The following is a 25,468-nucleotide window of genomic DNA, read 5'->3' as shown; positions in this document are numbered from 1 at the left end:
ACGCCCAGGTCTGTGCCATCGAGAACGGCCCCGACTGCGAAGCCTGCGAGGGCTGAGGAGGCTTGCGGATGACCGGTCCGGCTACCGGACGGCCGACGCTGACGGTCTGCCGCGGATGCTGCTGCGGGAGCGAGCGGAAGTCGCCCGGGGTCGACCACGCAGCCGTGCTCACGACGCTGCACACGGCGGCCGGGGAGTCGGCGACCGTACGTGTCGCCGACTGCCTCGGCCCCTGCGAGCGAGCCGACGTCGTGGTGGTCGGTCCCTCACCTGAAGGACGCCGGCGCGGGGCCCGGCCGGTGTGGGTCGCCCGGACCGGCAGCGCGAGGGTCGCCGACGCCCTGGCCCAGTGGACCCGCGCCGGCGGACCGGGCATCGCCGATGCCCCGCCGGCGGTCCTGGCCCGGGCCTTCCGTCAGGAGCGCTGAACGACGGCGTACGCGGCAGCGACCAGGGCCGCGCCGATCCCGATCCGCCGCGCCAGCCGGGTGGCCCGGGAGATGTCGGCCGGCTCGGTCGCGCGGCCGTCGCCCATGACCGCGCGGTGCTCGACGCGGTTGCCGTAGTAGGTGTTGGTGCCGCCCAGCCGGACCCCGAGCGAGCCGGCGAAGGTGGCCTCGACGACGCCGGCGTTGGGGCTGGGGTGGTTGGCGGCGTCACGGCGCCAGGCGCGTACGGCCTCGCCGGCGTTTCCTGGGGAGGCGGCGACCGTGAGCAGGCCGGACAGGCGCGAGCCCGGGAGGTTGAGCAGGTCGTCGAGGCGGGCGCTGGCCCAGCCGAAGCGCTCGTAGCGCTCGTTGTGGTGGCCGACCATGGCGTCCAGGGTGTTGGCGGCGCGGTAGCCGAGCAGTCCGGGGACACCTGCGACGGCGCCCCACACCAGCGGCGCGACCACCGCGTCGGAGGTGTTCTCGGCGACGCTCTCCACGACGGCACGGGAGACCTCGTCGGCGCCGAGCTGGCTGGTGTCGCGCCCGACCAGGTGGGTCAGCCGCTGCCGTGCCGCTGGAAGGTCGCCGCGGTCGAGATGGTCATGGACGGCCATCGCCTCGCGCTCCAGCGAGCGGCCGCCGAGGACCGCCCAGGTCGCGGCCGCGGTCACCAGCGTCGTCCCGATCCGTCCGGGGGCGAGCCGCTCCGCGGCGGCTCCGAGGACGACCGCTCCGCCGACCAGGGTCGCGGAGTGGAGGACGCCGCGGGCTCGGTCGTCGGCGTACCAGACTCGCTCCGCCTTCATCGCGACCGTGCCGAAGCCGGCGACCGGGTGGTAGCGCCGCGGGTCGCCGAGCAGGCGGTCCAGCGCGAAGCCGGTGAGGAGCCCGATCGTCCGGGGGCTCACGAGGGTTCCCGGGTCTGGCGCAGCGCGGCCAGGAGCTGGTCGGTCGGGTCCTCGGGGCGTACCGCGATCCGCACCCAGTCCGGGCCGAGGCCGGGGAAGGTGTCGGCGCGGCGTACGGCGACGCCCTGCTCGCGCAGGGCCTCGCGGACTCCGGCGCCGGGGCGGGCCAGGACGAAGGAGGCGGCCGAGGGGACGTACTCGATCTGCTGGTCGCGCAGGCCGGCCTCGAGATGGCCGCGCCAGGCGGCGATCCGCTCGGCGCGCTCACCGGCCTCCGCGCTCGCCCGCTCGGTCGCGCAGGCGAGCATCGCGGCAGCCGCGGTGGCCGAGACCGACCACGGGGTACGCACCGCCTCCAGGTCGCTGATCGCGGCCGCGTCGCCGACGACGTAGCCCGCGCGTACGCCGGGGATCGACCAGTGCTTCGTCAGGCTCCGGATGACCAGCAGGCCCTCGGCGCGCTCGCCGGTCAAGGTCTCCGGCTCGCCGGGGACGGCATCCATGAAGGCCTCGTCGACCACGACCAATCGGCCGGGGCGGAGGAGGGCGCGGAGGATGGCCGTCGGGTGGAGTACGCCGGTGGGGTTGGTCGGGTTGCCGACGACGACCAGGTCCGCGTCCTCGGGCACCGTGACCGGGTCGAGGGTGAAGCCGTCCTCGTGACGGAGACGGACCTCGGTCACTCGGTGGCCGGCCTGCTCGAGCGCCGCGTGGGGCTCGGTGAACTGCGGATGGACGACGACCGGCTTGCGCCACGGACGGGCGCGTGCCACGAGCGTGAACGCCTCCGCCGCCCCCGCCGTCGGGAGCACCTCGTCGCGGGCGCGCCCATGGTGCTTCGCCAGCGCCGCCCGCGCCGGCTCCTCGTCCGGGTAGGCGGTCGGTGCCAATGAGTCGTGAAGCGCCTGTTCCAGCCACCCCGGCCGCTCGCCCGGGTAGACATTCACCGCGAAGTCGAGCAGCCCCTCCCCCACCTCGACGTCCCCGTGGTGGCGCAGCGGATCGGCCGGCGGGAGGTCCGTCGCGGCGGGCATTTCCCCGCCATGGCGGGATTCTGAAGGCGGGTTGTCGCTCGTCTCTCCGCACTTTCCCGCCATGGCGGGAAAGTGCGGCGCCGCCCGATGAGCCGCCACCGCGAACCGGGCCGCCAGGTGCGGATGGCCAGCCCAATGCACATGCAGGTACGAGGCATGCAAGGTCTCCGACGCGTACCCCGTCAGCGCCGAGGCGTCAGCCACGTCGGCCGAGTTGGCACTTATGCCGGCCGAGTTGGCACCTATGCCGGCCGAGTTGGCACTTGCGTCGGCCGAGTTGGCACCTATGCCGGCCGAGTTGGCACTTGCGTCGGCCGAGTTGGCACTTGCGTCGGTCGAGTTGGCACTTGTGGGTCGCGAAACTCGACTTTCGTCGTCCACAACTGCGGTCTCGCCCGCCACAACTGCCGTTTCGATCGGCGTTAGCGACGTCTCGATCGACGCGGGCGACGTCTCGATCGACGCGGGCGACGTCTCGGCTGTTGCAGATGACGCTTCGACTGACGCGGGTGACGCTTCGACTGACGCGGGTGACGCTTCGGCCGACGGAGGTGACTTCTCGGGCGACGCGGGTGACGCCTCGACGGTCCAGGCGGCTCGGGGGCCGGCGGGGGGCGAGGTGGTGGTGCGGTGGAACTCGTGGCCGGTGATCTGCTCACCCGCGCGGGTGAGCAGGGAGTCGGAGGCGGCGATCGCGACCGGGTAGCGGAGGGTGAGGCGCTCGCTCATCGCGGCCTGGGCGGGGATGGCGCCGGCCATCGGGACCCCGTCGAGCGAATCGGCCAGGTAGAGGAGCCCGGCGCACTCGGCGACCGTCGGCACTCCAGCCTCGACCGCGGCGCGGAGATCGCGGAGCAGGCTCGTGTTGGCGGCGAGGTCGACGGCGTACATCTCCGGGAACCCGCCGCCGAGGTAGATCCCGCTGGTGCCCTCGGGCAACGCCTGGTCGGAGAGTGGGTCGAAGGAGCGTACGTCGCAGCCTGCCGCCTCCAGGAGCTCCTCGGTCTCGGGGTAGCGGAACGTGAACGCCCGCCCGCCCGCGACGGCGATCACGGGACGAACCGTGTTGGTCTCGACACGCTCGCTGACGCTCGCGGCTCGACCAGCAGTGGGAATGTCGCGACCAGCACGGTCGTCTTCGCGCAACGCCTCGGCCGGATCCCATGCCTCACCCTCGAGCTCAGGTGCCGAGCGGGCCACGTCCAGCAGCGCGCCCAGGTCCAGGTGCTCGGCGACCTGCTCCCCCAGCCGCTCGATCAGCGCGACCGACTCGTCACGCTCGGCGACCGGGACGAGACCGAGGTGACGCGACGGCGTCGCCAGCGACTCGTCGCGCGGCAGAAGACCGAGCACCGGCAGCCCGGCCTGCTCCAGCGCCGACCGGATCTCGTCGGCGTTGCGCCCCGGGGAGCAGCGGTTGAGGACGACTCCCCCGACGCGTACGGACGGGTCGAAGGTCGCCATCCCGGCGGCGATCGCGGCAGCTGAGCGGGACATCCGGGCGACGTCGAGGACCAGGACGACCGGCGAGGACGTCAACGAGGACACGTGGGCGGTGGAGGCGAAGCCGTCGGTGCCGAGGCGGCCGTCGTAGAGGCCCATGACACCCTCGATGACCGCCACATCCGCCCCAGCGGCACCATGGAGCAGCAGCGGCACGACCCGCTCGACGCCCACGAGGTGCGGGTCGAGGTTGCGCCCCGGACGCCCGGTGGCGAGCGCGTGGTAGCCCGGGTCGATGTAGTCCGGCCCGACCTTGTGACCGCTCACCGTCATCCCGGAAGCGCGCAGCGCGGCCATCAACCCGGTGGCGATCGTCGTCTTCCCCGAACCCGTCGAGGGAGCAGCGACCACCAGCCGGGGCAGGGTCACCATTCGATGCCCCGCTGGCCCTTCTGGCCGGCGTCCATCGGGTGCTTGATCTTGGTCATCTCGGTGACCAGGTCCGCCACCTCGAGCACGGCCGGGTCGGCGTCGCGGCCGGTGATCACGACGTGCTGGCGCCCCGGCCGCTCGGAGAGCACGGAGGCGACCTCGGCGGCGTCGACCCAGCCCCACTTGATCGGGTAGGTGAACTCGTCGAGGACCAGCAGGTCGTACGTCTCCGTGGCTAGGCACCGCTTGATCTCGGCCCAGCCCTCGGCGGCGGCCGCGGCGTGGTCCTCGGCGTCACCCTGCTTGCGGCTCCAGGACCAGCCGGAGCCCATCTTGTGCCAGTCGACCGGCCCGCCCTCGCCGGTCTCCTCGTGCAGCTTCCCGAGGCGCTCAAGCACGGTCTGCTCGCCGATGCGCCACTTGGCGGACTTCACGAACTGGAAGACCCCGATCCGCCAGCCCTGGTTCCAGCCGCGCAGCGCGAGCCCGAAGGCGGCGGTCGACTTCCCCTTGCCAGGTCCGGTGTGGACCATCACCAGCGGCCGGTTGCGGCGCTGGCGGGTGGTGAGCCCGTCGTCGGGTACGTTCAGCGGCTGTCCCTTGGGCATCAGGCAGCGCCCCTTCCCATGGTGGTTCCGGTGAACCCGTGGACGGCCGAGGTCAGCGCCTCGGCGTTGACCTCGGCGACCGGCACGTGCTCGGCTCCGAGGTGGACGGCCAGCTGACGGGCCAGGCCGAGCCGCATCGGCCCGCTCTCGGAGTCGATGACGACCGTCGTGACGCCCAGACCGGCGACGTACGCGGCGGCCTGCTGCGAGCGTCGCACCGCATCCTTGCCGTGGGCCTCTGCACTTTTTCTGGGGTAGTTGGCGCGACCGTCGGTGACGACCACCAGCAGCGGCCGCAGATCGGGGTCACGCAGGTGCTCGCGCTGGAGCACGCGGGCGGCCTCGAGGAGTCCTTCGGCCAGCGGCGTACGTCCTCCGGCGGGCACCTCGTCGAGCCGTGCCGCGGCGAGGTCGACCGACCCCGTCGGGGGCAGCACGAGCTCGGCACCCTCGCCCCGGAACGTGATCATGCCGACCTTGTCGCGACGCCGGTAGGCGTCCAGCAGCAGCGAGAGAACCGCGGCCTTGACCTGCGCCATCCGTTTGCGCGCGGCCATCGACCCGGAGGCGTCCACGCAGAAGAGCACCAGGTTGGCCTCGCGGCCCTCACGGACCGCGGTGCGGAGGTCCTCGATCCGCAGCTCGACCTGCGCCGAGGTACGCGGGCGGGCGCTCTGCTTGCCCGCGGCCGCCTTGAGCGTCTCGACGAGGTGGAGCGAGCCGCGGGTGCTGAGGCTGGCGCCGATCCGACGGCCGCTGCTGCCGATCGCCTTGCTCCGGCCGCCGGTGCGGCCCGTGCCCAGGCCGGTCACGGTCAGGAGGCGGGGGCGGTAGGCGGCGCCTGCGGCGGTGACCGTGTTGGTTTCGACACCGCTCGCTGCGCTCGCGGGCTCAACCAGCGAAGAATCGTCGCTCGTGGGCTCGACCGACGGGGGTTCGACCGACGGGGGTTCGACCGACGGGTCTTCCGCGTCGGCCGCACCGTCGCCGTCGGGCGGCGCCTGATCGGGCCCGTTCTCGGGCCCTTCCTCAGGCCCATTTTCAGGGCCACCTTCCGGCGGCTCGGGCGGCAGCTCGTCGTCGCCGAGGATGCGGTCGAGCAGGTCCTCGTCGAGCCCGGGGGCGTCGAAGGGGTTGCGACGGCGGCGGTGCGGGAGGGCCAGCAGGGCGGCGCGGCGGATGTCGGCGCGGGTGACCTCGGAGCGCCCGGCCCAGGCCGCGTGCGCGACCGCGGTGCGGGCGGTGACGATGTCGGCGCGCAGCCCGTCGACCTCGAACGCCGCGCAGACCTCGGCGATCTTGAGCAGCCCGGGCGCGGTGAGCCGGACCTTGCCGACCAGGGCGCGCGCGGTGGAGACCCGCGAGGTCAGGTCGCGCTCGGCGGCCAGATAGCGCTCGACGAACCCGGGAGCGTCCAGGTCGAAGGCCATCCGGCGGCGTACGACCTCGGCGCGCAGCGCCGGATCCCGGGGCGCGGCGACCTCGACGGTGAGCCCGAAGCGGTCCAGCAGCTGCGGGCGCAGCTCGCCCTCCTCGGGGTTCATGGTGCCGATCAGCACGAACCGGGCGGCGTGCTCGACCGAGACGCCGTCGCGCTCGACGCTGACCCGGCCCATCGCCGCCGCGTCCAGCAGCAGGTCGACGAGGTGGTCGTGGAGCAGGTTGACCTCGTCGACGTAGAGCAGGCCGCGGTGGGCCCGCGCAAGCAGCCCCGGCTCGAACTCGACCGCGCCGCGCGACAGCGCGCTCTCCAGATGGAGCGAGCCGACGACGCGGTCCTCGGTGGCCCCCACCGGGAGCTCGACCAGCCGCACCGGCCGGCTCTCCACGACGGCGGCGGACCCGAAGGGACCGTCCGGCGACTCCGCGGAGGGGTCGGCGGGGTCGATCGAGAACCGGTCCCCGGCGTAGACCGAGATCGAGGGCAGCACGGCCGCCAGACCGCGTACGGCCGTCGACTTCGCGGTCCCCTTCTCGCCACGGACCAGGACCCCGCCGATCTCCGGGGAGATGGTGGTGAGCACGAGCGCGAGGCCCATGTCGTCGAGGTCGTCCGCCTGGCAGCCGAGGACGGCAGAAAATGGGTAGTGCACCGGCATGAGAGGCTCCCGCTCCCTATCGCGTTGATTGGATGGACGCGAGGCCGGTCTTCGGACTTGTCGAGTCCCCGTGATGGGGCTCGATTCACCGCAGCGGGCCTGTGCCGGATTCCCACCGGCTTCCCAGATTCTCCCCAGTCGGGGCACCTCGCGCCTGTGCGGTCACTGTAGCGTCTGGCCTCATGATCGTCGTGGTGGGCATCGGTGCCGGAGGTTGGGACGAGATTCCCGTACGTCACCAGCAGCTGATCCGGGAGTCGGCCGTCCTCCTCGGCGGCAAGCGTCATCTCGACCTCGTCCCGGATGTCCCCGGCCAGCGGCGCGAGCCCTGGCCGTCGCCGCTGCGCGAGGGGCTCCCGGCACTGCTCGACGGCATCGGGGATGCGGTCGCCTTGGCTTCGGGGGACCCGCTGGTCTCCGGCATCGGCACGACGCTGATCGACCTGCTCGGCGCAGCGAACGTACGCATCGAGCCGGCCGTCTCCTCCGTCGCCCTCGCCCGCGCCCGGATGGGTTGGGCGGCCGAGACGTGCGTGGTCGTCAGCCTCGTCGGCCGCGAGGTGTCACTGATCGCGCGCGAGCTCGCACCCGGCCGCCGGATCCTGGCACTCTCCTCGGACGGGTCGACTCCTGCCTCGATCGCGAACCTCCTGGTCGGGGCCGGTTTCGGGGCCTCGACGATGACCGTCCTGGGCGAGCTCGGCGCGGAGACCGAGAGCGCACGGACCGCGACCGCCTCCGCGTGGGACGCGGAGTCGCCGCGGCTCAACATCGTGGCGATCGAGTGCGTCGGCGCACCCCTCCTCGGCTGGGCCGCCGGCCTTCCCGACGACGCGTTCGAGAACGACGGCCAGCTGACCAAGCGCGACCTGCGGGCCTCGGCCCTGGCCCGCCTGACCCCCACCGCCGGCGCGCACCTGTGGGACGTCGGCGCCGGTGCCGGCTCGGTCGGTATCGAGTGGATGCGGGCGCACCCGTCCTGCACCACGACCGCGGTCGAGGCCTCCCCCGAGCGCGCCGCCCGGATCGCCCGCAACGCGACCCGCCTCGGCGTACCCGGCCTGGCCGTCGTCCAGGGCCGCGCCCCCGATGCGTTGCGCGATCTCCCGGAGCCCGACGCGATCTTCATCGGCGGCGGCGCCACCCGACCAGGAGTGCTCGACACATGTCTCGCTGCCCTCCGCCTCGGTGGCCGGCTCGTCGTCCACGGCGTCACCCTGGAGACCGAGCAACTCCTGGCCGCTGCCTATCAGCAGCATGGCGGTGAGCTCACCCGGATCTCGGTCGAGACCTCAGCCCCGATCGGCACGTTCACCGGCTGGGTCCCCGCACGGGCTGTGACGCAGTGGTCCTTCGTCGTCCCCACCGACAGCGCCAACGGGTGAAAGAAAATTTTCTTCTATCCGGTCGACCCGCCCCGGCAGAAGACGAATCCAGGCGAACGAAAGTTCGTTCGCCCGCCGCGCCCCAGCCTCACACCCAGGGAAAGAAAATTCCTTCCCCTGGCAAGTAGATCCCAACTGGAATCCTCGGCGCCGAACGAATTTTCATTCGCCTCTCGGTCCACCACCGCGTAGCGGGCGCCCCGTGGAAGAAAAATTCCTTCCACCAACCAGACGATCCGACTGCCGGAGCGGGTGACCCGCAGTCCCAAGCCCGTGCTCAACTCGAAACTCCGCGCCAAACCCCTGCCGCCGACCCGATATACAGCCAAAATTCTCGTCGACGGCCGGTGTCAAGGCGATGTATCGAGCTTGTCGAGATGATCGCCGCAGGCGACCGGCGAAGCCGGCGGCCGAAGGCCGTCCTTTACTCCGGACGCCGGCGAGAACACCCTCCAAGCAAGGGTCGGCGGCAACACCAACCACGAAAACCTCAGCGCCCCGAGAGATACCTCTCCTCATGAACCACCGAAGACAGCTCCGACCGATGCCTCCACCCGAACCGCTCCAGATCCGGCACCTCAGGCACGCCGTCGACAGCACCGACACAGAGCCAGGCCACCGGCCGTACGTGTTCCGGAAGGCCGATGAGCGATCGCAGGAACTCCTCCCGGTAGAAGCTGACCCAGCCGACGCCGAGACCCTCGGCGGTGGCGGCGAGCCAGAGGTTCTGGATCGCGAGGACGGTCGAGTAGAGCCCGGCGTCGGCGATGGCGTGCCGTCCGAGGACCTGCGACCCGCCACGGGTCGGGTCGTAGCCGACGACCACCCCGAGTCCGGACTCGCAGATGCCCTCGATCTTGATCCGGGAGAACGTCGCGGCCCGCTCGCCGGAGAGCGAGGACGCGAACACGTCCCGCTCGGTGGCGACGTGGTCGCGGAAGGCCGACAGCGTCTCCGGCGAGCGCACCAGCACGAAGTCCCAGGGCTGCGACATCCCGACGCTCGGGGCGGCGTGGGCGGCCGAGAGGACCCGCTCGAGCACGGCAGGATCGACCGGGTCACCGGTGAACTCCGCGCGGGTGTCGCGGCGGCGGTTGATCGCGTCATAGAGGTCCATCAGGCACGCACCCGAGCCGCATCGTAGAGGAACGACTCGCCCCCGTCGCGGGCCAGCGCAGGTCCGGCGAGGATGACGGCGGCCTGCCTCAGACCCGCGTCCTCGACAGCGTCGGCGATCGTCGCCACCGTCCCGCGCAGCACCCGCTCCTCGGGCTGGCTGGCGCGGTAGACGACCACGACCGGGCACTCCGGGCCGTAGTAGGGCAACAGCTCGGCCATCAGCTCGCGGGTTCGCCGGATCGCCAGATGGAGCACGAGCGTGGCGCCGGTCGCGGCGTACGCGGCCAGGGACTCCCCCTCCGGCATGGCCGTCGACCGGGCCTGGGTCCGGGTGAGGACGACCGACTGCGCCACCAGCGGGACGGTCAGCTCGCGTCCCACGAGCGCGGCTGCCGCCGCGTAGGCGGGCACGCCCGGCGTGACGTCCCAGGGCACCTCGGCGGCATCGAGCCGCCGGGTCTGCTCCGCGACCGCCGAGTAGACCGACGGGTCGCCGGAGACGAGGCGTACGACCTGCTTGCCGCCCCGGTGGGCGGCGACGATCTCGCCGACGATCTGGTCCAGGTCGAGCTTCTGGGTGTCGACCAGCTCGGCCGCGGGGCTGCAGTGCCCCAGCACCTCGGGGTCCAGGTAGGTGCCGGGAAAGAGCACCACGTCGGCGGCCTCGAGCAGCCTCGTCGCGCGGACGGTCAGCAGGTCGGCCGCGCCGGGGCCGGCACCGACGAAGTGAACGCTCTGTCGGCCGGTCACCGCACGTACCTCGGCGTCCAGACCTGCCCGGCCGCGGTCGCCCGGGTCGAGCTCGCCCCCACGATGACCAGGCACTTCATGTCGATGGTCCCGGGGTCGAGGTCACCGAGAGTGGTCACGGTCAGCGACTCCTCGGCCCGCCCGACATCGCGCCCGACCACGACCACGGTGTCCGGCTTGCGCTGCTCCAGGAGTACGTCGCGAGCCCGGCCGATCTGCTCGGTGCGCGAGCGCGAGGCCGGGTTGTAGATGGCCAGCACGAGGTCGGCGGCCGCGACCGCGCGCAGCCGGTCCTCGACGACGGACCACGGCTTGAGCCGGTCGGAGAGGGACATCACCGCGAAGTCGGCCCCGACCGGGGCGCCTGCCCGCGCGGCCACCGCCTGGACGGCGCTGACCCCGGGCAGCACCCGGACGCGTACGCCGGCGTAGGCCGGATCCTCGGCAGCCTCGAACACGGCGGACGCCATCCCGAAGACACCGGCGTCACCGCCGGAGACCACGGCGACCCGCTCCCCCGCCACCGCCAGGTCCAGGGCGTGCCGGGCCCGGTCGACCTCGACCGTGTTGCCCGATGCGTGCCGTCGCAGGCCTTCACGTTGCGGCACCCGGTTGACGTACGGCGCGTAGCCGACGACGTGTCCGACCTCGGCCAGCGCCGAGCTGACCTCGGGTGTCAGCCACCCGTCGGGACCCGGCCCGAGCCCGACGACCAGGACCTCCCCGCCGGTCGAGTCTGTCGAGACGCCCCCGCGCGCCACCTCGACAGGCTCGACCGCGGGTAGCTCTTGCCGCAGCCGGGCCGCGGCAGGTGCAGGAGCCGTGTCTCCCGGCACCACGATGAGGGAGAAGTACGGCACGGAGGACGGGTCGACGTCGGCCACCGGCAGCCAGCGCTCCTCGGGCTGCGAGGCACGCTCGACGTACCAGGCACCCTCGAGCCGCCCGGCGGCCGCGAGCGCGGAGCGGACCGCGGGGAAGGTCCGGCCGAGCTTCATGATGATCGCCGCCTCGGTGTCGGCCAGCCGACGGGCGAGCTCGGGCTCGGGCAGGGTTCCCGGCAGCACCGTGAGCACGTCGGTCTGGCGCACCAGCGGGGTGGAGACCGCGGCGGTGGCGGCTGCGAAGGCGGGTACGCCCGGCACGACGGAGGTCTCGTAGACCTCCTTGAACCGGTCGTGGAGATACATCGAGGAGCCGTAGAAGAGCGGGTCGCCCTCGGCGAGCAGGACCACGTCGCGCCCGGCGTCGAGGTGAGCGGAGAGCCGGACCGCGCAGGACTCGTAGAACTCGGCCATCGCCCCGACATAGCCGCCGGGGTGCGAGGTGGTCCCGGTGGTGACCGGGTAGCGCAGCTCCTCCTCCACCGCGTCCGCGGGGATCAGGGACGACGCGATCCGGCGAGCGTGCGACTGCTTGCGCACCCCGGCGTGGTAGGCGATCACGGGAGCCGCGCCGATCAGCCGGGCTGCCTTGAGAGTGATCAGCTCGGGGTCGCCCGGGCCGATGCCGACGACGGTGAACCGTCCAGGGCTCGAGGTGCTCATTCCTGCTCCTGGGCGAGTGCGTTGAGGGCGGAGGAGGTCATCGCGGAGCCGCCACGACGGCCCCGGACGGTGACATAGGGGATGTCGATCCCGTGATCGGCGGCGAAGGAGGCGAGCGCCTCCTTGGACTCGGCCGCGCCGATGAAGCCGACCGGGCAGCCGACGATCGCGGCCGGCCGCGGACCGCCGTCGAGGATCATCTCGAGCAGATGGAAGAGCGCCGTCGGGGCGTTGCCGATGGCGACCACCGCACCCTCGACGTAGGGCTCCCACAGGGACAGCGCGGCAGCGGTGCGGGTGGTCCCCCACATCCGGGCCAGCGCCGGGACCCGGTCGTCACCGAGCATGCAGAGCACCTCGTTCTCGCGCGGGAGCCTGCTCCGCGTGACCCCGGTGGCGACCATCGTCGCGTCGCACAGGATCGGCGCCCCGGCCTCCAGCGCGCCCCGCGCGGCCTTCACCAGGCCGGGGTGGATGACCAGGTCGGCGGCGAGGTCGACCTGCCCGCTGCCGTGGATCATCCGCACCGCGAGCCGCTCGGCGTCGGCGGGCACCGCGGAGAGGTCGGACTCGCGCCGGATGGTCGCGAATGAGTCGACGTAGATCGCCGGCCCCTGGTCGATGTAGTCGTAGCGCCGGGTCGGGCGCACCTGCGGCGAGGGCACGAGTACGCCGCGCCACGGCGTCACCACGACCGCCGGCGCCCGCTCGGCCAGCGCCGTGACCGCCGCCCGGTCCAGGGCCCCCTCGGCAAATCCGACGTGCTCGCCGCCGGGCACCTCACCGAACTCCAGCTCGGTGGCCGCGACCGGCACCCGGGCGTCGGCCACGACCGGCTCGACCAGAGGAGCGTCGAGCTCGGCGACGTGCCAGGCCGCCGACGGTCCCTCGCCGCGTACGTCCAAGAACTGAGCAGCGAGCGAGACCAACCGGGAAGCGGCCTCGGCGAGCGGCACGACCGGCCCCCACGAGTCACCGACCCGGAGCTGGCCCTCGGCCGCGGAGAGCGCCACCAGCCCGAGGTCGCACTCGCGCGAGACCAGGTCGCCGCGACCGTCGTCGAGCACGAAGAGGAACCGCCCCGGCAGCGCGGCCAGCCGCGGCGAGGCGCACAGCAGCCGGTCCAGCGACGCCGCGACGCCGCGCAGGTCGGCCCGTCCCCCGGCGAGCCCGCTCTGCGGGGAGAGCATCACGTTGCGTACGAGCTCGTGGGTCTGCGCCGGCACCAGACCGGTCGCCTTGAGCGCAGAGAGCACCTCGCCCGGCAGGTCGTTTCCAGACTGGCCGCCCTCGACGCTCGGCAGGCCGCGCACCTGCAGGTTGGCGCGGCCGGTGAGGTAGATCCGCCCGTCGCCGTAGGTCTCCGCCACGGAGATCAGCGAGAGCAGCGCGGCGGAGGAGACGGACCCGCCGATCAGGCGCAGCCGCACCAGCAGGCCGTCCTCGGCCGCCCACGGACGACCGACTCCGGGGCACCGGTCGGTTCGGACTCGCGACATCAGGACACCTGCTCTGCGTCATGTGCCCTTGCGCGGGGCACGTGGTGACCTGGCGGCGGGTGCCGCCAGAGCCAGCAGGTCTTCGGACTCGGAATCGATCGGAGCGGAGCGCCTTCCCGGAGCCAGGCTCCAGTGGCTGCCCTCCCCGGAAGGAGTGCGTGCCCCGCCCGTCATCCTCACCGCTGCGCGTCAGTCCCGGACTTTCACCGGGTTCCCTGACCCCATCAGGCATGGAGTACGACTGGCAGGGCGAGACTACCCACTTGCGGACACGGCACCGAATTGCTCGCCCTCCGGCCGCGGTTGTGCCAGGGTTCGCCTACTCGGAACCTCCCGACGCCACCCCCACAGATGGAGTCTCCCGTGACCGGCTCGGTTCATCGGCAGCTGCTCGTTCTCGCGCCGATCTCGGCGCTCGCACTCAGCCTGACGGCCTGTGCCACGACCTCGGACTCGAAGGTCTCGATCGGTCTGGTGGTGCCGACCTCCGGCGCCCAGAAGTCGATCGGCACGGACATGTCGCGGGGCTTCGACCTCTACCTCGACCAGCACGGCGGGAAGCTCGGCGGCCGGCTGATCGACGTCGTCGAGGCCGACGAGGGCGACCGGACCGAGATCGGCGTCGCCGCGGTGACCAGGCTGATCCAGGACGACGAGGTCCAGGCGGTCGTCGGGGTGGTGAGCTCGGAGACGGCGCTGGCGGCCAAGGACGTCGCGAAGAACAGCGAGACGCCGCTGATCGTGACCGGCGCCGGCGCCGACGAGTTCGCCGACGGCTCCGACTACCTGTGGCGTACGTCCTCGACCAACGCGGGTCTGGGCAGCGCGCTCGGGAAGGCGGTCGCCCAGGGGACCGACCGGGGCTCGGCGTACGTCATCGGCTCCGACGACGCGGCCGGTCACGAGTTCTCCGACAGCTTCATGATCTCCCTCGAGGCGTCCGGCAGCAACGTGGCGGGCCAGAGCTACACCCCGGCGGGCGTGAGCGAGGAGTGGTCGGGGCTCTTCGAGAAGGTGAAGGAGTCGGGCGCGGACGCGATCTTCGCCGCCTATGCCGGGAAGGAGGCGGAGGCGTTCGTGAAGCAGTACCGCGAGTCCGGGCTGGCCAAGAGCATCCGGCTCTACGGCCCGGGCTTCCTCACCGAGGGCGACGTGCTGTCCGCGCTGGGCGGCGCGGCATCAGGGGTACGGACCGCGCTGCACTACAGCGACACGATGGACTCGCTGATGAACGACGCCTTCGTGAAGGACTACCGCAAGGCGTACGACGCCACCCCGACGGTCTACTCGGTCCAGGCCTACGACGCCGCGGCCGCGCTCGACAAGGCGCTCGGCCTCTCCGACGACGTCGACCGCAACGAGATCGCCGACTCCCTCGGATCGGTCGGCACCATCGTCAGCCCCCGCGGGAACTGGTCCTTCGACCCCAACCACAACCCCGACCAGCCCTACTTCCTGCGGGTGGTCAGGGGCACTGCCGACGGCCCCCGCAACATGGTCCTGCAGGAGATCACCTCAACGGGCAGCTGACTCCGACCGCAGCTCCGCCCGGGTCGCGGCCAGCTCCTCGCGTACGGCGGTGAGGTCCTCGCGCAACGAGGTGAGGATGGCCATCATCTCGGCGTCGGACTCCTCCTCGTGCTCGGCGAGAGACTCGACGCTCTCCATGCCGGAGACGACCACGGCGAGGAAGAGGTTGAGGACCGCGAAGGTCATCACCAGGATGAAGACGACGAAGAAGATCCAGGCGGAGGGGTCCTCGGCCATCACCTCGCGGGCGATGTCGGGCCAGGCCTCCCCGGTCATGGTCTGGAACAGCGTGAACGCACTGGTGCCGAGGTCGCCGAAGTACTCCGGCGCGATCGAGCCGTAGAGGTTGGTCGAGATGACCACCGCGACGTACATCATCAGCACCAGCAGCGCCGCCACCGAGCCCATCCCCGGCATCGCCGCGATCAGTCCGTCGACGACGCGACGCATGGACGGGACCGAGTTGACCAGGCGCAGCACGCGCAGGATCCGCAGCGCCCGCAGCACCGACATCGGTCCGGTCGCCGGCACCAGCGCGATCGCGACGATCACGGTGTCGAAGATGTTCCACGGGTCGAGGAAGAACCTGGGGCCGTACGCCACCAGCCGCAGCACCAGCTCGACGACGAAGACCCCGAGGAGCACGCTGTCGAGCAGCGCCAGCTCGTGGGCGAGATGTTCGGGGACCATCGTCTCCACGCCGAGGACCACGGCGTTGAGGATGATCACCCCGATGATGACCTTCTGGAAGGTGTCGTCGTCGACCAGCGCACGCACCCGGGCGCGCGCTGCGGTGATGCTCGAACCCATGTTCGCTTCGTCCTCCTGTGACCCGTGACAGCGGGCCGGAGCCTACTGCACCGGATCTACTGGGTCGCCAGATGCACCGCGAGCCCGAGGCCGGCCAGACCGACCAGCCAGCGCAGCGGCCGCTCGGGGGCGACCCGGACGATCGCCGGCCCCAGGAAACCGCCGATCACGGCACCCGCTCCGAGCGCGATCGCGGCCGGCCAGTCCACGGGGGCGAAGAAGACGTACGCGATCGCGGCGGTGCCGTTGGCCACGCCGGTGGCGACGTTCTTGACCGCGTTGGTGATCGCGAGGGCCTCGGTGCGCTCGAGCACGAGAACGGCCAGCGCGATGATCCCGACGCCGGCGCCGAAGTAGCCGCCGTAGATGCCGAGCACGAACACGATGACGCCCCAGCCGAACCCGCGGGCCAGGGTACGTCGCTCCTCGGCGCCTGCCGGGGAGGCCTGCCGTGGTGGCCGCGCGGCCGCACGGGCCGCTGCCCAGGCCCGGATCCGGTCGCGGAGCAGCAGGAGCACCGCCCCGGCGCCGACGAGCCAGGGCACCACCGTCTCGAACGCCTCGGCCGGCGTGGTGAGCAGCAGGGCAGCGCCGACCGCCCCGCCGAGGAAGGAGGCCAGGGCCAGCCAGGCGATCCTTCTGCCCTGACCGCGCAGCTCGCGCCGCGACCCCGCGACGGTGCCGCCGGTGACGCCGAACATGGCCACCGTGTTGGTGACGTTGGCGACGACCGGCGGCAGCCCCGCGGCCAGCAGGGAGGGGTAGCTGACCAGCGAGGCCAGACCGGCCACCGAGCCGGTCAGTCCCGCACCGACCCCGGCGAGCAGGAGCCAGGCGAGCTCGGCGCTCACCGGGCCGACACTCGCGCAGCCTCCGCGCTCACCGGACCAGGCACGGGCGCTTGGGGTCGAAGGTCCACCCCGGCACCAGGTACTGCATGGCGACGCCGTCGTCACGTACGCCGAGCCCGTGCTCGAGGTAGAGCTCGTGCGCGGCCGCGACCCGCTCGCGGTCGAGCCGGATCCCGAGCCCCGGCGCGGTCGGCACCTGCACCGCGCCGTCACGGATCTCCAGCGGCGACTCGGTCAGGCCCTGGCCGTCCTGCCAGATCCAGTGGGTGTCCAGCGCGGTGATCTCCCCCGGCGCGGCGGCGCCGACCTGGGTGAACATGGCCAGCGAGACGTCGAAGTGGTTGTTGGAGTGGGAGCCCCAGGTCAGCCCGAAGTCGTGGCACATCTGGGCGACCCGGACGGAGCCGGACATGGTCCAGAAGTGCGGGTCGGCCAGCGGGATGTCGACGGCGTTGGTGCGGATCGCGTGGGACATCTGGCGCCAGTCGGTGGCGATCATGTTGGTCGCGGTACGCAGCCCGGTGGCGCGCTTGAACTCGGCCATGATCTCGCGCCCCGAGTAGCCGCCCTCGGCGCCGCAAGGGTCCTCGGCGTACGCGAGCACGTCGTCCTTGCCCTGGAGCAGCCGGACGGCGTCGGCGAGCAGCCAGCCGCCGTTGGGGTCGAGGGTGATCCGGGCGTCGGGGAAGCGCTCGTGGAGGGCGGTCACCGCGGCGACCTCCTCCTCACCGGCGAGCACGCCGCCCTTGAGCTTGAAGTCGGCGAAGCCGTAGCGGGCCTGGGCGGCCTCGGCGAGACGTACGACCGCCTCGGGGGTCAGCGCGACCTCCCTGCGGACGCGGTCCCACTCATCGGCCGCGTCGGGTTCCGAGCTTCGCTCGGTTACTCCCTCGTTCGGCGCGAGCGGACGAGCAAGCTCGCCGCTCGACCTCACTCCGGTCGTCTCGCGCAGGTAGGGCAGGTCGGTCTTGTCGGGGTCGCCGACGTAGAAGAGGTAACCGAGCATCGGCACCGAGTCGCGCTGCTGCCCGTCGCCGAGCAGCTCGGCGACCGGTACGCCCTGGGCCTGACCGGCGAGGTCGAGCAGCGCGGACTCCAGCGCGGTGACGGCGTGGACCGTCGTACGCAGGTCGAAGGTCTGGGCTCCGCGGCCGCCGGCGTCACGGTCGGCGAACGTGGTCGCGACCTGGCGCAGCAGGCTGCGGTAGCGGGTGACCGGCTGCCCCACGAGCAGCTCGGCGGCCTCCTCGATGGTGCGACGGATCGGCTCGCCGCCCGGGACCTCGCCAACGCCCTCGCGGCCCTCGGAGTCGGTGAGGATCGCGATGTTGCGGGTGAAGAACGGCGCGTGCGCGCCGCTGAGGTTGAGCAGCATCGAGTCGTGGCCCGCGACGGGGACGACCTCGACCTTGGCGATAGTCGTGGAGGCGGTCATGGCAGCTGCAGCTCGCCGTCGATCCGGCGGGCGAGGTGCCACGGGTTGTCGTCGCGTACGGCCTCCGGGAGGAGTGCGGCAGGTACGTCCTGGTAGGCGACCGGGCGCTGGAAGCGCTCGATCGCGAGGCTGCCGACCGAGGTGGTGCGCGAGTCGGAGGTGGCCGGGAACGGGCCGCCGTGGACCATCGCGTGGCCCACCTCGACGCCCGTGGGCCAGCCGTTGAAGAGAATGCGGCCGGCCTTGACCTCGAGCGCGGAGACGACCTGCGCGGCCGCCTCGTTGTCGGTGTCGGTGGCGTGGACGGTCGCGGTGAGCTGACCCTCGAGAGAGGCCAGGCTGGGCAGCAGTTCCTCGACCGAGTCGAAGCGGACCACGACGCCGGAGGCACCGAAGACCTCGTCGGTCACGCCGGCGAGGCGGGCGGCCTCGACGATCTGGGGCGCGGGGGCGTCGGTCTCCCCGGCGGTGCCCTCGCCGACGACGGTCACACCGTCGGTGGCACGGAGCTTCTCGGTGCCCGCCTCGTAGGCCTTGGCGATGCCGGTCGTGAGCATGGTCGCGCCGACGGCCTCGGCCGTGGCCCGGCCGGCGGCGGCCAGGAAGGCGTCGCCCGCCTCGCTCTTCGGGAGGAAGAGCAGGCCGGGGTTGGTGCAGAACTGGCCGGACCCGAGGGTCAGCGAGCCGACGTACGCCGTGGCGAGCGCGTCGACGTCACCCTCGAGCGCGCCGGGGAGGACGACGACCGGGTTGATCGAGGACATCTCGGCGTAGACCGGGATCGGCTCGGGCCGGGCCGCCGCGGCTGCGGCGATCGCCAGTCCGCCGCCGCGGGAGCCGGTGAAGCCGACGGCCTTGATCCGCGGGTCGACGACCAGGGCCTGGCCGAGCTCGATGCCGCCCTTGAAGTCGGTGTCGAGCAGGAACGAGAAGGTGCCGGCGTGCAGGCCGGCCTTCTCGACCGCGCGGGTGATGGCCTGCGCGACCAGGTAGCCGGTGAGCGGGTGCGCCGGGTGGCCCTTGACCACCACGGGGCAGCCCGCGGCCAGCGCCGAGGCGGTGTCGCCGCCGGCGGTGGAGAAGGCGAGCGGGAAGTTGCTGGCGCCGAAGACCGCCACCGGACCCAGCGCGATCTGGCGCTGGCGGATGTCGGCCCGCGGGAGCGGGGTCCGGTCCGGGAGCGCCGGGTCGATGCGTACGCCCAGGTGGTCGCCGCGTCGCACGACGCCGGCGAACATCCGGAGCTGGCCGGTGGTGCGGCCGACCTCGCCGCTGATCCGGCCCTCGGGCAGGTGCGACTCCGCGACGGCGGCCTCGACGATCTCGGCGCGTGCGCCCTCGATCTCGGCGGCGACGGCTTCGAGGAAGTCCGCCCGGGCTTCGGGGGAGGTGGCGCGGTAGCCGGCGAAGGCCTCCGCCGCAGCGCTGGTGGCTGCGGTGACGTCAGCCTGCTCGGAGTCGGCTCCGGCGATGATCGAGCGGTAGCTCATGTTCCCTTCCTATCGGGTCGGTCTCGTGGGGCAGGTCGGGTCAGGAGATCTTGGCGATCAGGTCACGCAGCTCGGCGACCTCGTCCTCGCGCAGGTCGGTCAACGGCGGGCGTACCGGACCGGCGGGTCGGCCGATCGCGGCCAGGCCGGCCTTGACGATCGACACGGCGTAGCCGGCGGTACGGTCACGAATGTCGAGGTAGGGGATCACGAACTCGTTGAGACGACGGTAGACCTCGTCGCGGTCCTGGGCACGCACGGCATCGTAGAACTCGATCGCCCACTTCGGCGCGAAGTTGAACAGCGCCGAGGAGTAGGTGCTCACGCCGAGCTGGAGCAGCGGCAGCGCGAAGGTCTCCGCCGTCGGCAGGCCGCCGATGTAGATGAGCCGGTCGCCGACCCGGGCGTAGGTGCGAGTCATCTGCTCGATGTTGCCGATGCCGTCCTTGAAGCCGATCAGGGTGGGGTTGCGCTCGGCCAGCTGTGCCACGGCCTCGTCGCGCAGCACCGCGTTGGCGCGGCTGTAGACGATGACCCCGAGGCCGGTGGCCTCGCAGACCCGGCTCGCGTGCTCGACCAGACCCGCCTGGCCCGCCTCGGTGAGGTACGGCGGCATCAGCAGGATCCCGTCGGCACCCGCGGCCTCGGCCGCCTTCGCCTGCGCCACCGCGTTGGCGGTGCTGCCCGTCGCCGGCGCCAGCACCGGCACTGCCCCCGCGACCTCGTCGACGGCGGCCCGTACGACCTGGTCGGTCTCCTCCGGGTTCAGCGAGAAGCCCTCGCCCGTGCCGCCTGCGGCGAAGAGACCCGCGACGGGGAACTCGGCCTGCCAGCTCAGGTGCTTGCGGTAGCCCGCCTCGTCGAACTCGAGGTCCTCGTTGAAATGGGTGACCGGGAACGAGAGGAGCCCGCTCTTGAGCTGGGCGGCCAGGTCGGTCGGGCTGTACTCGGTCACGAGTCACGTCCTTCAGGTGTTGGGTTGCTAGGGGGAAGGTGGTGACCATCACGTTAGGAACGTTCGATGATGCTTGTCCAAGCCCGAATTTGAATCTAGTGATGCGTTGAGGGCATCACATTGGGAGGTTCTTCTTTGCTGGTGTGGGCCGCCGACCCGTTCTTGGAGGGTCTTCTCGATCTGGTCCGGCGTCAAGGACGGGCCTTCGGCCCGCCGGCTTCGCCGGCCGCTTCGCGGTCCTGGACTCCGGACCAGATCGAGAAAAGATTTGGCTGGCTATCGGGGCGGCGGCCCGGGTGTGGCGCAGCGGAAACCTTGTTGGATTGGTGGGGCTTGTGGGGTGCAGGGGTGGCCCTTCGGGCCACTTACCATCCACAGGAATGATGCTGTTCGCCCACCGCGAAAATGACTTCTGACCTGCACCTATAGGTGGCTAGGTATCCCTTGAAAGCGTAGAATCAGACCCATCACGACACACCTCTGAGGGGAGGGATCACGATGAGTCTCGAACACGACGTCGACCACTGGGGCAGCCATCCCGGTGATGCGATCGACGCCGAGATGACCGCCATCGAATCCTCCCTCGACCACCTCCTCACCGCAGACCCTGCCTACTGGCGCACCGGTCAGAAGAAGGACCGCCTGGCCCGGCTGGAACGAATCCACGCCAAACAAGCCGCATTGAAACTCCGCGTCCTGGCCACCGCCGGCGACATCGCCGAAGAGACCGGTGCCAAGGACGTTTCCGGGTGGATGCGGACCGAGCTCCTGGTCGACAAGGCCGCCGCCCGCTCCCAGATCAAACTCGCCGCAGGCGTGGCCAAGTACGACCTCGTCGCCGCCAGCCTGGCCGACGGCGTCGTGTCCCAGGACAAGGCCCGAGTGATCACCAAAGCGTTGGACCAGATCGAGTCCGACCCCGCCGCGAGCGGTGAGGACCTGGTGCTCGCCGAGAAGCTGCTGGTCGACCATGCCACCCGATTGACCGCCAACGAGCTGCGGATCGTCGGGAACAGAATCCTCGCCGAGATCGACCCCGACCGATTCGAGGCCGCCGAGGCCAAAGCGCTGCAGCGCGAAGAAGAGCACGCCCAACGGCGTACGTTCTTCTCCTCCCGCGACAACGGCGACGGCACCGTCGACCTCCACGCGCGGGTCTCCCGCGCGATCGGGATCAGGTTGCGCACCATCCTCGACTCCTTGGCCCAGCCCCGGAAGTGGTCGGCCGAGGACAAGGGCCGCAAGGCTCCGTATGACCGGTTGTTGGGCCAGGCCTTCGCCCGCGTGATCGAGACCTACGACGTCGACCTGCTCCCCAGACACGGCGGTCACGCCACCACGGTCTTCATCACCATGAACCTGGAGGACCTCCACAAGGACCTCGGTACTGCGGCGTTGGGGTTCGACGGCGACCAGATCACCGCCGCCGAAGCCCGCCGCATGGCCTGCAACGCCGACCTCGTCCCGGTCGTGCTGGGCACCGACTCCGAGATCCTCGACCTCGGCCGCGCCGCCAGATTGGCCCACCCGATCCAACACCGAGCCCTCCGGCTACGAGATCAAGGCTGCCAAGCCGAAGACTGCGACGCCCCAGCAGCCTGGACCGAAGCCCACCATCTGAAACCCTGGTCCGAAGGCGGCAAGACAGACCTCGCCAACATGGTGTTGCTGTGCCCCAGCGACCACCGCCGCATCCACGACGCCGGCTCCACCTATGAGCGACTTCCGGACGGACGAATCCGGTTCACCCGACGGACCTGAACCAGCTCCGCCCGAACCCCGTCACCCCCACCACCCACGTTGTCCGCCGCCATGCGCCCATGGCTGCCGAGACGATCAACGCGCGCTTCCCCGACCCTGGCGGGGCAGACAGTCGTCGAACGCTGCCTTCCTAGAATCCGGCCGTCGCCCGGTCCGCTACCGATCGCCACCGCACCCGTGCTGGACGCAGGACCGTGCCCACATCTGGTCGCGCACCACGTCTTGATGTGGCTTCCCCACTGCTGCTGCCGATGGTCACCAGCCAAGATAGGTTCCCCACGCTCCCGTGCATGGGGCGCCGACATCTCAGTGGGGAACTGTCTGTACCCGTGGGGACCCCGGGCATCAAGCTGCACCATTCGCCGCTCGTGCAGTCGCCGCCGAGCCACCAACAGCGGAACCGGCGCGCCGCTACCAACCATGGGTCTGCCGCCCCGAGCAGGGACACCTTGTGAATCGTTCACAAGGTGTCATCGTCTAGTAAAAGCCCCGAGACCAGGCCCTCCCCACAGGAACATCGACGCCAATTCCCAAGCCCGTACCCAACCCAGGGAATCCGCGCCAAACCCCGCCGCCGACCCGATAACCAGCCAAAATTCTCGGACTCGGCCGGTGTCAAGGATCGCCGAAGGCGACCGGCGAAGCCGGCGGCCGCAGGCCGTCCTTGACTCCGGACGAGACCGAGAACACCCTCCACAACGGGTCGGCGGCCCCAACCAACGAGACACGCCCAACCCCGCAGCAGACCCGCCAACCCCGCCTAACGATTCATCTCGACGATCGCATCGAGCACCCGCCGCACGACCGGACTGACAGACCCCCGCGCCCAGATCGCGTGAAGCTCGACCGGCCGCTCAGGGTCCTTGTCGAGACGCGTGTCGCCACCACCGTGCTCGATGGGGCGGAAGACGACACCTTCGACGCGCAGAGAGCTGGCCGAGACCGGGACGAAGCCGACGCCACGCTCGGCAGAGACCAGGAGCATGGCGGTGAGGACCTGGTGCACGCGCTGCTCGATGCGAGGGTGGGCGTTGGCCAGGAAGCGTACGGAGAGCTCGTGGAAGTAGCGGGACTGCTGCGGGTGGTAGCCGATGACGGGCTGGCCCTCGAAGTCCTCAGGCGTCAACGGTCGGTCGATCTCGGCCAGGGGGTGGCCCTGCGGGAGCACGGCCATCAGCGGCTCCCGGGAGATGACCCTCGAGGAGAGCAGCTCGGTGTCGAAGGGCGGGCGGGCCAGGCCGATGTCGATCTCGCCGTGACGGATGCCGTCGACCTGCGCCAGGGTGACCCGCTCGGAGAGCCGCACCTCGACATCCGGGAGCTCGACGGTGAGGCGGCGCAGCAGAGGCCCCAGGATCGAGATCGCCGAGACCGCGGTGAAGCCCAGCCGGACGACGCCGGCCGCACCCGCATCCACCCGACGGGCCAGGTCGCCGGCGCTCTCGACCAGGTTGAGCATCCGGTACGCCTCGTCGAGGAAAGCCGCTCCCGCACCGGTGAGAGCGACCCGGCGATTGTCCCGCTCGAGCAGCTGCGCACCGACGGCCTTCTCCAGCTTCTGGATCTGTCGCGACAGCGGCGGCTGCGTCATTCGCAGCCGTTCGGCGGCCCGGCCGAAGTGAAGCTCCTCGGCGACCGCCACGAAAGAGCGCACCTGGTCGAGCGTGATCATCAGGCCAGAGTAGACCACGATGCACCAGGTGGAACACTCTATGCCGAAACGGGCTTGGACCGGTATCGCTAAGACTCTTAGTGTCGGTGGTCACACGACGTCGGGCCATCCCCTGCCACGAACCAGCCCGGCCACCAGGACCTAGGAGCAACGATGCGTACGACCACCCACCTTCTCGCCGCGACCGCCGGCGTCGCGGCCCTGGCCCTCTCCGCCTGCGGAGTCTCCAACACCACCGGAGGCAGCGGGGACGGCGAGGAGTATCCCGCCGGCAACGTCGAGATGTACGTCGGTGCCTCGGCCGGCGGCTCCAGCGACCTGATCAGCCGGGCGGTCTCCAAGGGCCTCTCCGACGAGCTCGGCGCCTCCTTCCCGGTGATCAACCTGGAGGGCGCCAACGGTGCGCTCGCCGCCAACAAGGTCGCCAAGGCCGAGGCCGACGGCCAGACCATCGCGATCCAGAACGCCTCCCTGTTCGCCATCACGCCGCTGGCGGTCAGCGCGGACGAGGCCACCGACCTCGGTGACTTCGACGTCGTCCAGGGTGTCTCCCGCGACGACTACGTCATGGTCACCGGCCCGAAGAGCGGCTTCAAGACCCTCGACGACATCAAGGCCGCGAAGAAGAAGGTCACCTACGGCACCACCGGCGTCGGCACGGGCGCGCAGCTCTCCTGCGGCCTGACGTACGGCTCGGCCGGCGTCGACGCCGAGGCCGTTCCGTTCGACGGCGGCGCCCCGGCCCTGACCGCGGTGCTCGGCAACCAGGTCGACACCGCCTGCATCCAGGTCGGCGAGGCGATCGAGAACATCGAGTCCGGCAAGCTGACCCCGCTGAGCGTCTTCGGTCCCGAGCGGGTCGACTACCTGCCGGACGTCCCGACCGCCAAGGAGCAGGGCCTCGATGTCGAGGTCGCGCAGTACCGCTTCATGACCGTCCCGAAGGGCACCCCGGACAACGTCAAGGACGCCATCGCCGAGGCGATGCAGGCGACGTTCAAGACCGAGGAGTACCAGGCCTTCAACAAGCAGAACAGCCTCACCCCGATGGAGATCTCCGGCGACGAGGTGGTGACCCAGCTCGAGGCGGACAAGAAGCGGTTCGCCGATCTGGTCGAGCAGTACGGTCTCAACCTCGGCGCGAGCTGACTCCCGCCCCACACGACGAAGGCATGACGATGAGCGACGAACGTACCCCATCTCCAGACCAGGACATCCTGGCCGAGATCCAGGCCGAGGTGGCCCATGAGCTGGAGGAGGAACGACCTCCGGCCGGCGGACCGGTCTACCAGGTGGTGGGTGCGCTCGTCGCTCTCGTCGTCGGCATCGGCGGCGCGGTCCTCGCCTACGGCTACGGCCTGGGCTCGCTGCGCCAGCCCGGACCCGGCCTGTGGCCGTTCGTGGTCAGCATCGCCATCACCCTGATGGCCGTGGCGCTGCTCGTGGTCGGCCGCGGCCTGACCGACAGCGAGAAGTTCACCCGCTCCAGCGTGCTGCCCGCGGTCGGCCTCGTGACCTTCATCGCGCTGGCCCTGCTGATGCCCGTGATCGGCTTCGAGATCCCCTCCCTGCTGCTGTGCGTCGTCTGGCTGAGGTTCCTCGGTGGCGAGTCCTGGCGCAGCACGATCATCACCTCGGTCGCCACGGTCGCCGCGTTCTACTTCCTGTTCCTCTACGGGCTGCGCATCCCGCTGCCCCACCTGTTCTGA

General features: G+C 71.3%; 20 protein-coding genes, 1 pseudogene and 2 riboswitches. Of the genes and pseudogenes, 6 read left to right on the top strand and 15 right to left on the bottom strand.

The features are described 5' to 3' along the window. The first annotated feature begins 68 nt into the window (after positions 1–68). Positions 69–428, top strand: coding sequence for a (2Fe-2S) ferredoxin domain-containing protein (locus ACIRON_RS09835; protein WP_402992145.1), 360 nt, complete (start codon positions 69–71; stop codon positions 426–428). On the opposite strand, the gene ACIRON_RS09830 is transcribed toward ACIRON_RS09835, so the two are convergent. Genes ACIRON_RS09830 through ACIRON_RS09815 form a run of 4 tightly spaced genes read right to left on the bottom strand, consistent with a single transcriptional unit; the run spans position 416 to position 6,955 of the window. After that, the gene (locus ACIRON_RS09830; RefSeq protein ID WP_402992144.1) at positions 416–1,339 is read right to left on the bottom strand and encodes a cobalamin biosynthesis protein; all 924 of its coding nucleotides are present in this window, start codon (positions 1,337–1,339) and stop codon (positions 416–418) included. The two genes, ACIRON_RS09835 and ACIRON_RS09830, sit on opposite strands and share 13 nt — an antisense overlap. After that, positions 1,336–4,248: a cobyrinate a,c-diamide synthase gene (locus ACIRON_RS09825; RefSeq protein ID WP_402992143.1), complete on the bottom strand. Its 2,913-nt coding sequence runs from the start codon at positions 4,246–4,248 to the stop codon at positions 1,336–1,338. The genes ACIRON_RS09830 and ACIRON_RS09825 overlap by 4 nt, the downstream gene beginning before the upstream one ends. After that, entirely contained in the window at positions 4,242–4,856 is a 615-nt protein-coding gene (gene cobO, locus ACIRON_RS09820; protein ID WP_402992142.1) for a cob(I)yrinic acid a,c-diamide adenosyltransferase, read from the bottom strand. The genes ACIRON_RS09825 and cobO overlap by 7 nt, the downstream gene beginning before the upstream one ends. After that, complete coding sequence (locus ACIRON_RS09815; protein WP_402992141.1) at positions 4,856–6,955, bottom strand: VWA domain-containing protein; 2,100 nt, start codon at positions 6,953–6,955, stop codon at positions 4,856–4,858. The genes cobO and ACIRON_RS09815 overlap by 1 nt, the downstream gene beginning before the upstream one ends. A gap of 24 nt (positions 6,956–6,979) precedes the next feature. Next, positions 6,980–7,121, bottom strand: a riboswitch (cobalamin riboswitch). Positions 7,122–7,137: 16 nt separating this feature from the next. On the opposite strand from ACIRON_RS09815, the gene cbiE reads away from it, so the two are divergent. Continuing rightward, positions 7,138–8,340, top strand: a complete 1,203-nt coding sequence (gene cbiE / locus ACIRON_RS09810) for a precorrin-6y C5,15-methyltransferase (decarboxylating) subunit CbiE (protein ID WP_402992140.1) — start codon at positions 7,138–7,140, stop codon at positions 8,338–8,340. Positions 8,341–8,830: 490 nt separating this feature from the next. On the opposite strand, the gene bluB is transcribed toward cbiE, so the two are convergent. The 5 genes and pseudogenes from bluB to ACIRON_RS09785 all read right to left on the bottom strand — a co-directional run. After that, positions 8,831–9,457 (bottom strand): 5,6-dimethylbenzimidazole synthase, encoded by a 627-nt coding sequence (gene bluB / locus ACIRON_RS09805; protein WP_402992139.1) that lies wholly within the window; start codon positions 9,455–9,457, stop codon positions 8,831–8,833. Beyond that, positions 9,457–10,209 (bottom strand): precorrin-4 C(11)-methyltransferase, encoded by a 753-nt coding sequence (gene cobM, locus ACIRON_RS09800; RefSeq protein ID WP_402992138.1) that lies wholly within the window; start codon positions 10,207–10,209, stop codon positions 9,457–9,459. The genes bluB and cobM overlap by 1 nt, the downstream gene beginning before the upstream one ends. Continuing rightward, on the bottom strand, positions 10,206–11,756 hold the full coding sequence (cobJ, locus tag ACIRON_RS09795) for a precorrin-3B C(17)-methyltransferase (protein ID WP_402992137.1): 1,551 nt from the start codon (positions 11,754–11,756) through the stop codon (positions 10,206–10,208). Before cobJ ends, cobM begins: the two co-directional genes overlap by 4 nt. Further along, the gene (locus tag ACIRON_RS09790) at positions 11,753–12,406 is read right to left on the bottom strand and encodes a precorrin-8X methylmutase (protein WP_402992190.1); all 654 of its coding nucleotides are present in this window, start codon (positions 12,404–12,406) and stop codon (positions 11,753–11,755) included. The genes cobJ and ACIRON_RS09790 overlap by 4 nt, the downstream gene beginning before the upstream one ends. A gap of 660 nt (positions 12,407–13,066) precedes the next feature. Next, positions 13,067–13,255 (bottom strand): annotated as a pseudogene (locus ACIRON_RS09785) (nitrite reductase); the annotation flags it as partial. 55 nt (positions 13,256–13,310) lie between these two features. Next, a riboswitch (cobalamin riboswitch) is annotated at positions 13,311–13,516 on the bottom strand. A gap of 102 nt (positions 13,517–13,618) precedes the next feature. Here ACIRON_RS09785 and ACIRON_RS09780 point away from each other — a divergent pair. Beyond that, a complete protein-coding gene (locus tag ACIRON_RS09780) occupies positions 13,619–14,785 on the top strand; it encodes an ABC transporter substrate-binding protein (RefSeq protein WP_402992136.1) in 1,167 nt (388 codons plus the stop codon). Here ACIRON_RS09780 and ACIRON_RS09775 read toward each other — a convergent pair. Genes ACIRON_RS09775 through kdgD form a run of 5 tightly spaced genes read right to left on the bottom strand, consistent with a single transcriptional unit; the run spans position 14,771 to position 20,326 of the window. Further along, entirely contained in the window at positions 14,771–15,595 is an 825-nt protein-coding gene (locus tag ACIRON_RS09775; RefSeq protein WP_402992135.1) for an ion transporter, read from the bottom strand. The two genes, ACIRON_RS09780 and ACIRON_RS09775, sit on opposite strands and share 15 nt — an antisense overlap. Positions 15,596–15,651: 56 nt before the next feature. Continuing rightward, positions 15,652–16,446 (bottom strand): sulfite exporter TauE/SafE family protein, encoded by a 795-nt coding sequence (locus ACIRON_RS09770; protein WP_402992134.1) that lies wholly within the window; start codon positions 16,444–16,446, stop codon positions 15,652–15,654. Between the two features lie 28 nt (positions 16,447–16,474). Then, the gene (locus tag ACIRON_RS09765; protein WP_402992133.1) at positions 16,475–17,881 is read right to left on the bottom strand and encodes an enolase C-terminal domain-like protein; all 1,407 of its coding nucleotides are present in this window, start codon (positions 17,879–17,881) and stop codon (positions 16,475–16,477) included. Then, positions 17,878–19,371, bottom strand: coding sequence for an aldehyde dehydrogenase (NADP(+)) (locus ACIRON_RS09760; protein WP_402992131.1), 1,494 nt, complete (start codon positions 19,369–19,371; stop codon positions 17,878–17,880). The genes ACIRON_RS09765 and ACIRON_RS09760 overlap by 4 nt, the downstream gene beginning before the upstream one ends. A gap of 40 nt (positions 19,372–19,411) precedes the next feature. After that, on the bottom strand, positions 19,412–20,326 hold the full coding sequence (gene kdgD / locus ACIRON_RS09755) for a 5-dehydro-4-deoxyglucarate dehydratase (protein WP_091048256.1): 915 nt from the start codon (positions 20,324–20,326) through the stop codon (positions 19,412–19,414). 498 nt (positions 20,327–20,824) lie between these two features. On the opposite strand from kdgD, the gene ACIRON_RS09750 reads away from it, so the two are divergent. Further along, the gene (locus ACIRON_RS09750) at positions 20,825–22,087 is read left to right on the top strand and encodes a DUF222 domain-containing protein (protein WP_402992129.1); all 1,263 of its coding nucleotides are present in this window, start codon (positions 20,825–20,827) and stop codon (positions 22,085–22,087) included. A 760-nt stretch (positions 22,088–22,847) separates the two neighbouring features. Here the strand turns inward: ACIRON_RS09750 and ACIRON_RS09745 are convergent. Then, positions 22,848–23,759, bottom strand: a complete 912-nt coding sequence (locus ACIRON_RS09745) for a LysR family transcriptional regulator (protein WP_402992127.1) — start codon at positions 23,757–23,759, stop codon at positions 22,848–22,850. A gap of 153 nt (positions 23,760–23,912) precedes the next feature. Here ACIRON_RS09745 and ACIRON_RS09740 point away from each other — a divergent pair, with 153 nt between their 5' ends. Next, the gene (locus tag ACIRON_RS09740; RefSeq protein WP_402992125.1) at positions 23,913–24,908 is read left to right on the top strand and encodes a tripartite tricarboxylate transporter substrate binding protein; all 996 of its coding nucleotides are present in this window, start codon (positions 23,913–23,915) and stop codon (positions 24,906–24,908) included. A gap of 29 nt (positions 24,909–24,937) precedes the next feature. Then, entirely contained in the window at positions 24,938–25,468 is a 531-nt protein-coding gene (locus ACIRON_RS09735) for a tripartite tricarboxylate transporter TctB family protein (RefSeq protein WP_402992123.1), read from the top strand.

The organism is Nocardioides sp. NPDC101246 (genome assembly GCF_044767415.1).
Lineage (GTDB): Bacteria > Actinomycetota > Actinomycetes > Propionibacteriales > Nocardioidaceae > Nocardioides.
The sequence above is the reverse complement of the archived record's forward strand: the minus strand, read 5'-3'. Positions and strand labels throughout refer to the sequence as shown.

What these genes read in the sequence shown, in the direction of transcription:
- ACIRON_RS09835 (WP_402992145.1), top strand. Translation starts at nt 69, where the DNA reads ATGACCGGTCCGGCTACCGGACGGCCGACGCTGACGGTCTGCCGCGGA.
- ACIRON_RS09825 (WP_402992143.1), bottom strand. Translation starts at nt 4,248, where the DNA reads ATGGTGACCCTGCCCCGGCTGGTGGTCGCTGCTCCCTCGACGGGTTCG.
- cobO (WP_402992142.1), bottom strand. Translation starts at nt 4,856, where the DNA reads ATGCCCAAGGGACAGCCGCTGAACGTACCCGACGACGGGCTCACCACC.
- ACIRON_RS09815 (WP_402992141.1), bottom strand. Translation starts at nt 6,955, where the DNA reads ATGCCGGTGCACTACCCATTTTCTGCCGTCCTCGGCTGCCAGGCGGAC.
- cbiE (WP_402992140.1), top strand. Translation starts at nt 7,138, where the DNA reads ATGATCGTCGTGGTGGGCATCGGTGCCGGAGGTTGGGACGAGATTCCC.
- bluB (WP_402992139.1), bottom strand. Translation starts at nt 9,457, where the DNA reads ATGGACCTCTATGACGCGATCAACCGCCGCCGCGACACCCGCGCGGAG.
- cobJ (WP_402992137.1), bottom strand. Translation starts at nt 11,756, where the DNA reads ATGAGCACCTCGAGCCCTGGACGGTTCACCGTCGTCGGCATCGGCCCG.
- ACIRON_RS09775 (WP_402992135.1), bottom strand. Translation starts at nt 15,595, where the DNA reads ATGGGTTCGAGCATCACCGCAGCGCGCGCCCGGGTGCGTGCGCTGGTC.
- ACIRON_RS09765 (WP_402992133.1), bottom strand. Translation starts at nt 17,881, where the DNA reads ATGACCGCCTCCACGACTATCGCCAAGGTCGAGGTCGTCCCCGTCGCG.
- ACIRON_RS09760 (WP_402992131.1), bottom strand. Translation starts at nt 19,371, where the DNA reads ATGAGCTACCGCTCGATCATCGCCGGAGCCGACTCCGAGCAGGCTGAC.
- ACIRON_RS09750 (WP_402992129.1), top strand. Translation starts at nt 20,825, where the DNA reads ATGAGTCTCGAACACGACGTCGACCACTGGGGCAGCCATCCCGGTGAT.
- ACIRON_RS09745 (WP_402992127.1), bottom strand. Translation starts at nt 23,759, where the DNA reads ATGATCACGCTCGACCAGGTGCGCTCTTTCGTGGCGGTCGCCGAGGAG.
- ACIRON_RS09740 (WP_402992125.1), top strand. Translation starts at nt 23,913, where the DNA reads ATGCGTACGACCACCCACCTTCTCGCCGCGACCGCCGGCGTCGCGGCC.
- ACIRON_RS09735 (WP_402992123.1), top strand. Translation starts at nt 24,938, where the DNA reads ATGAGCGACGAACGTACCCCATCTCCAGACCAGGACATCCTGGCCGAG.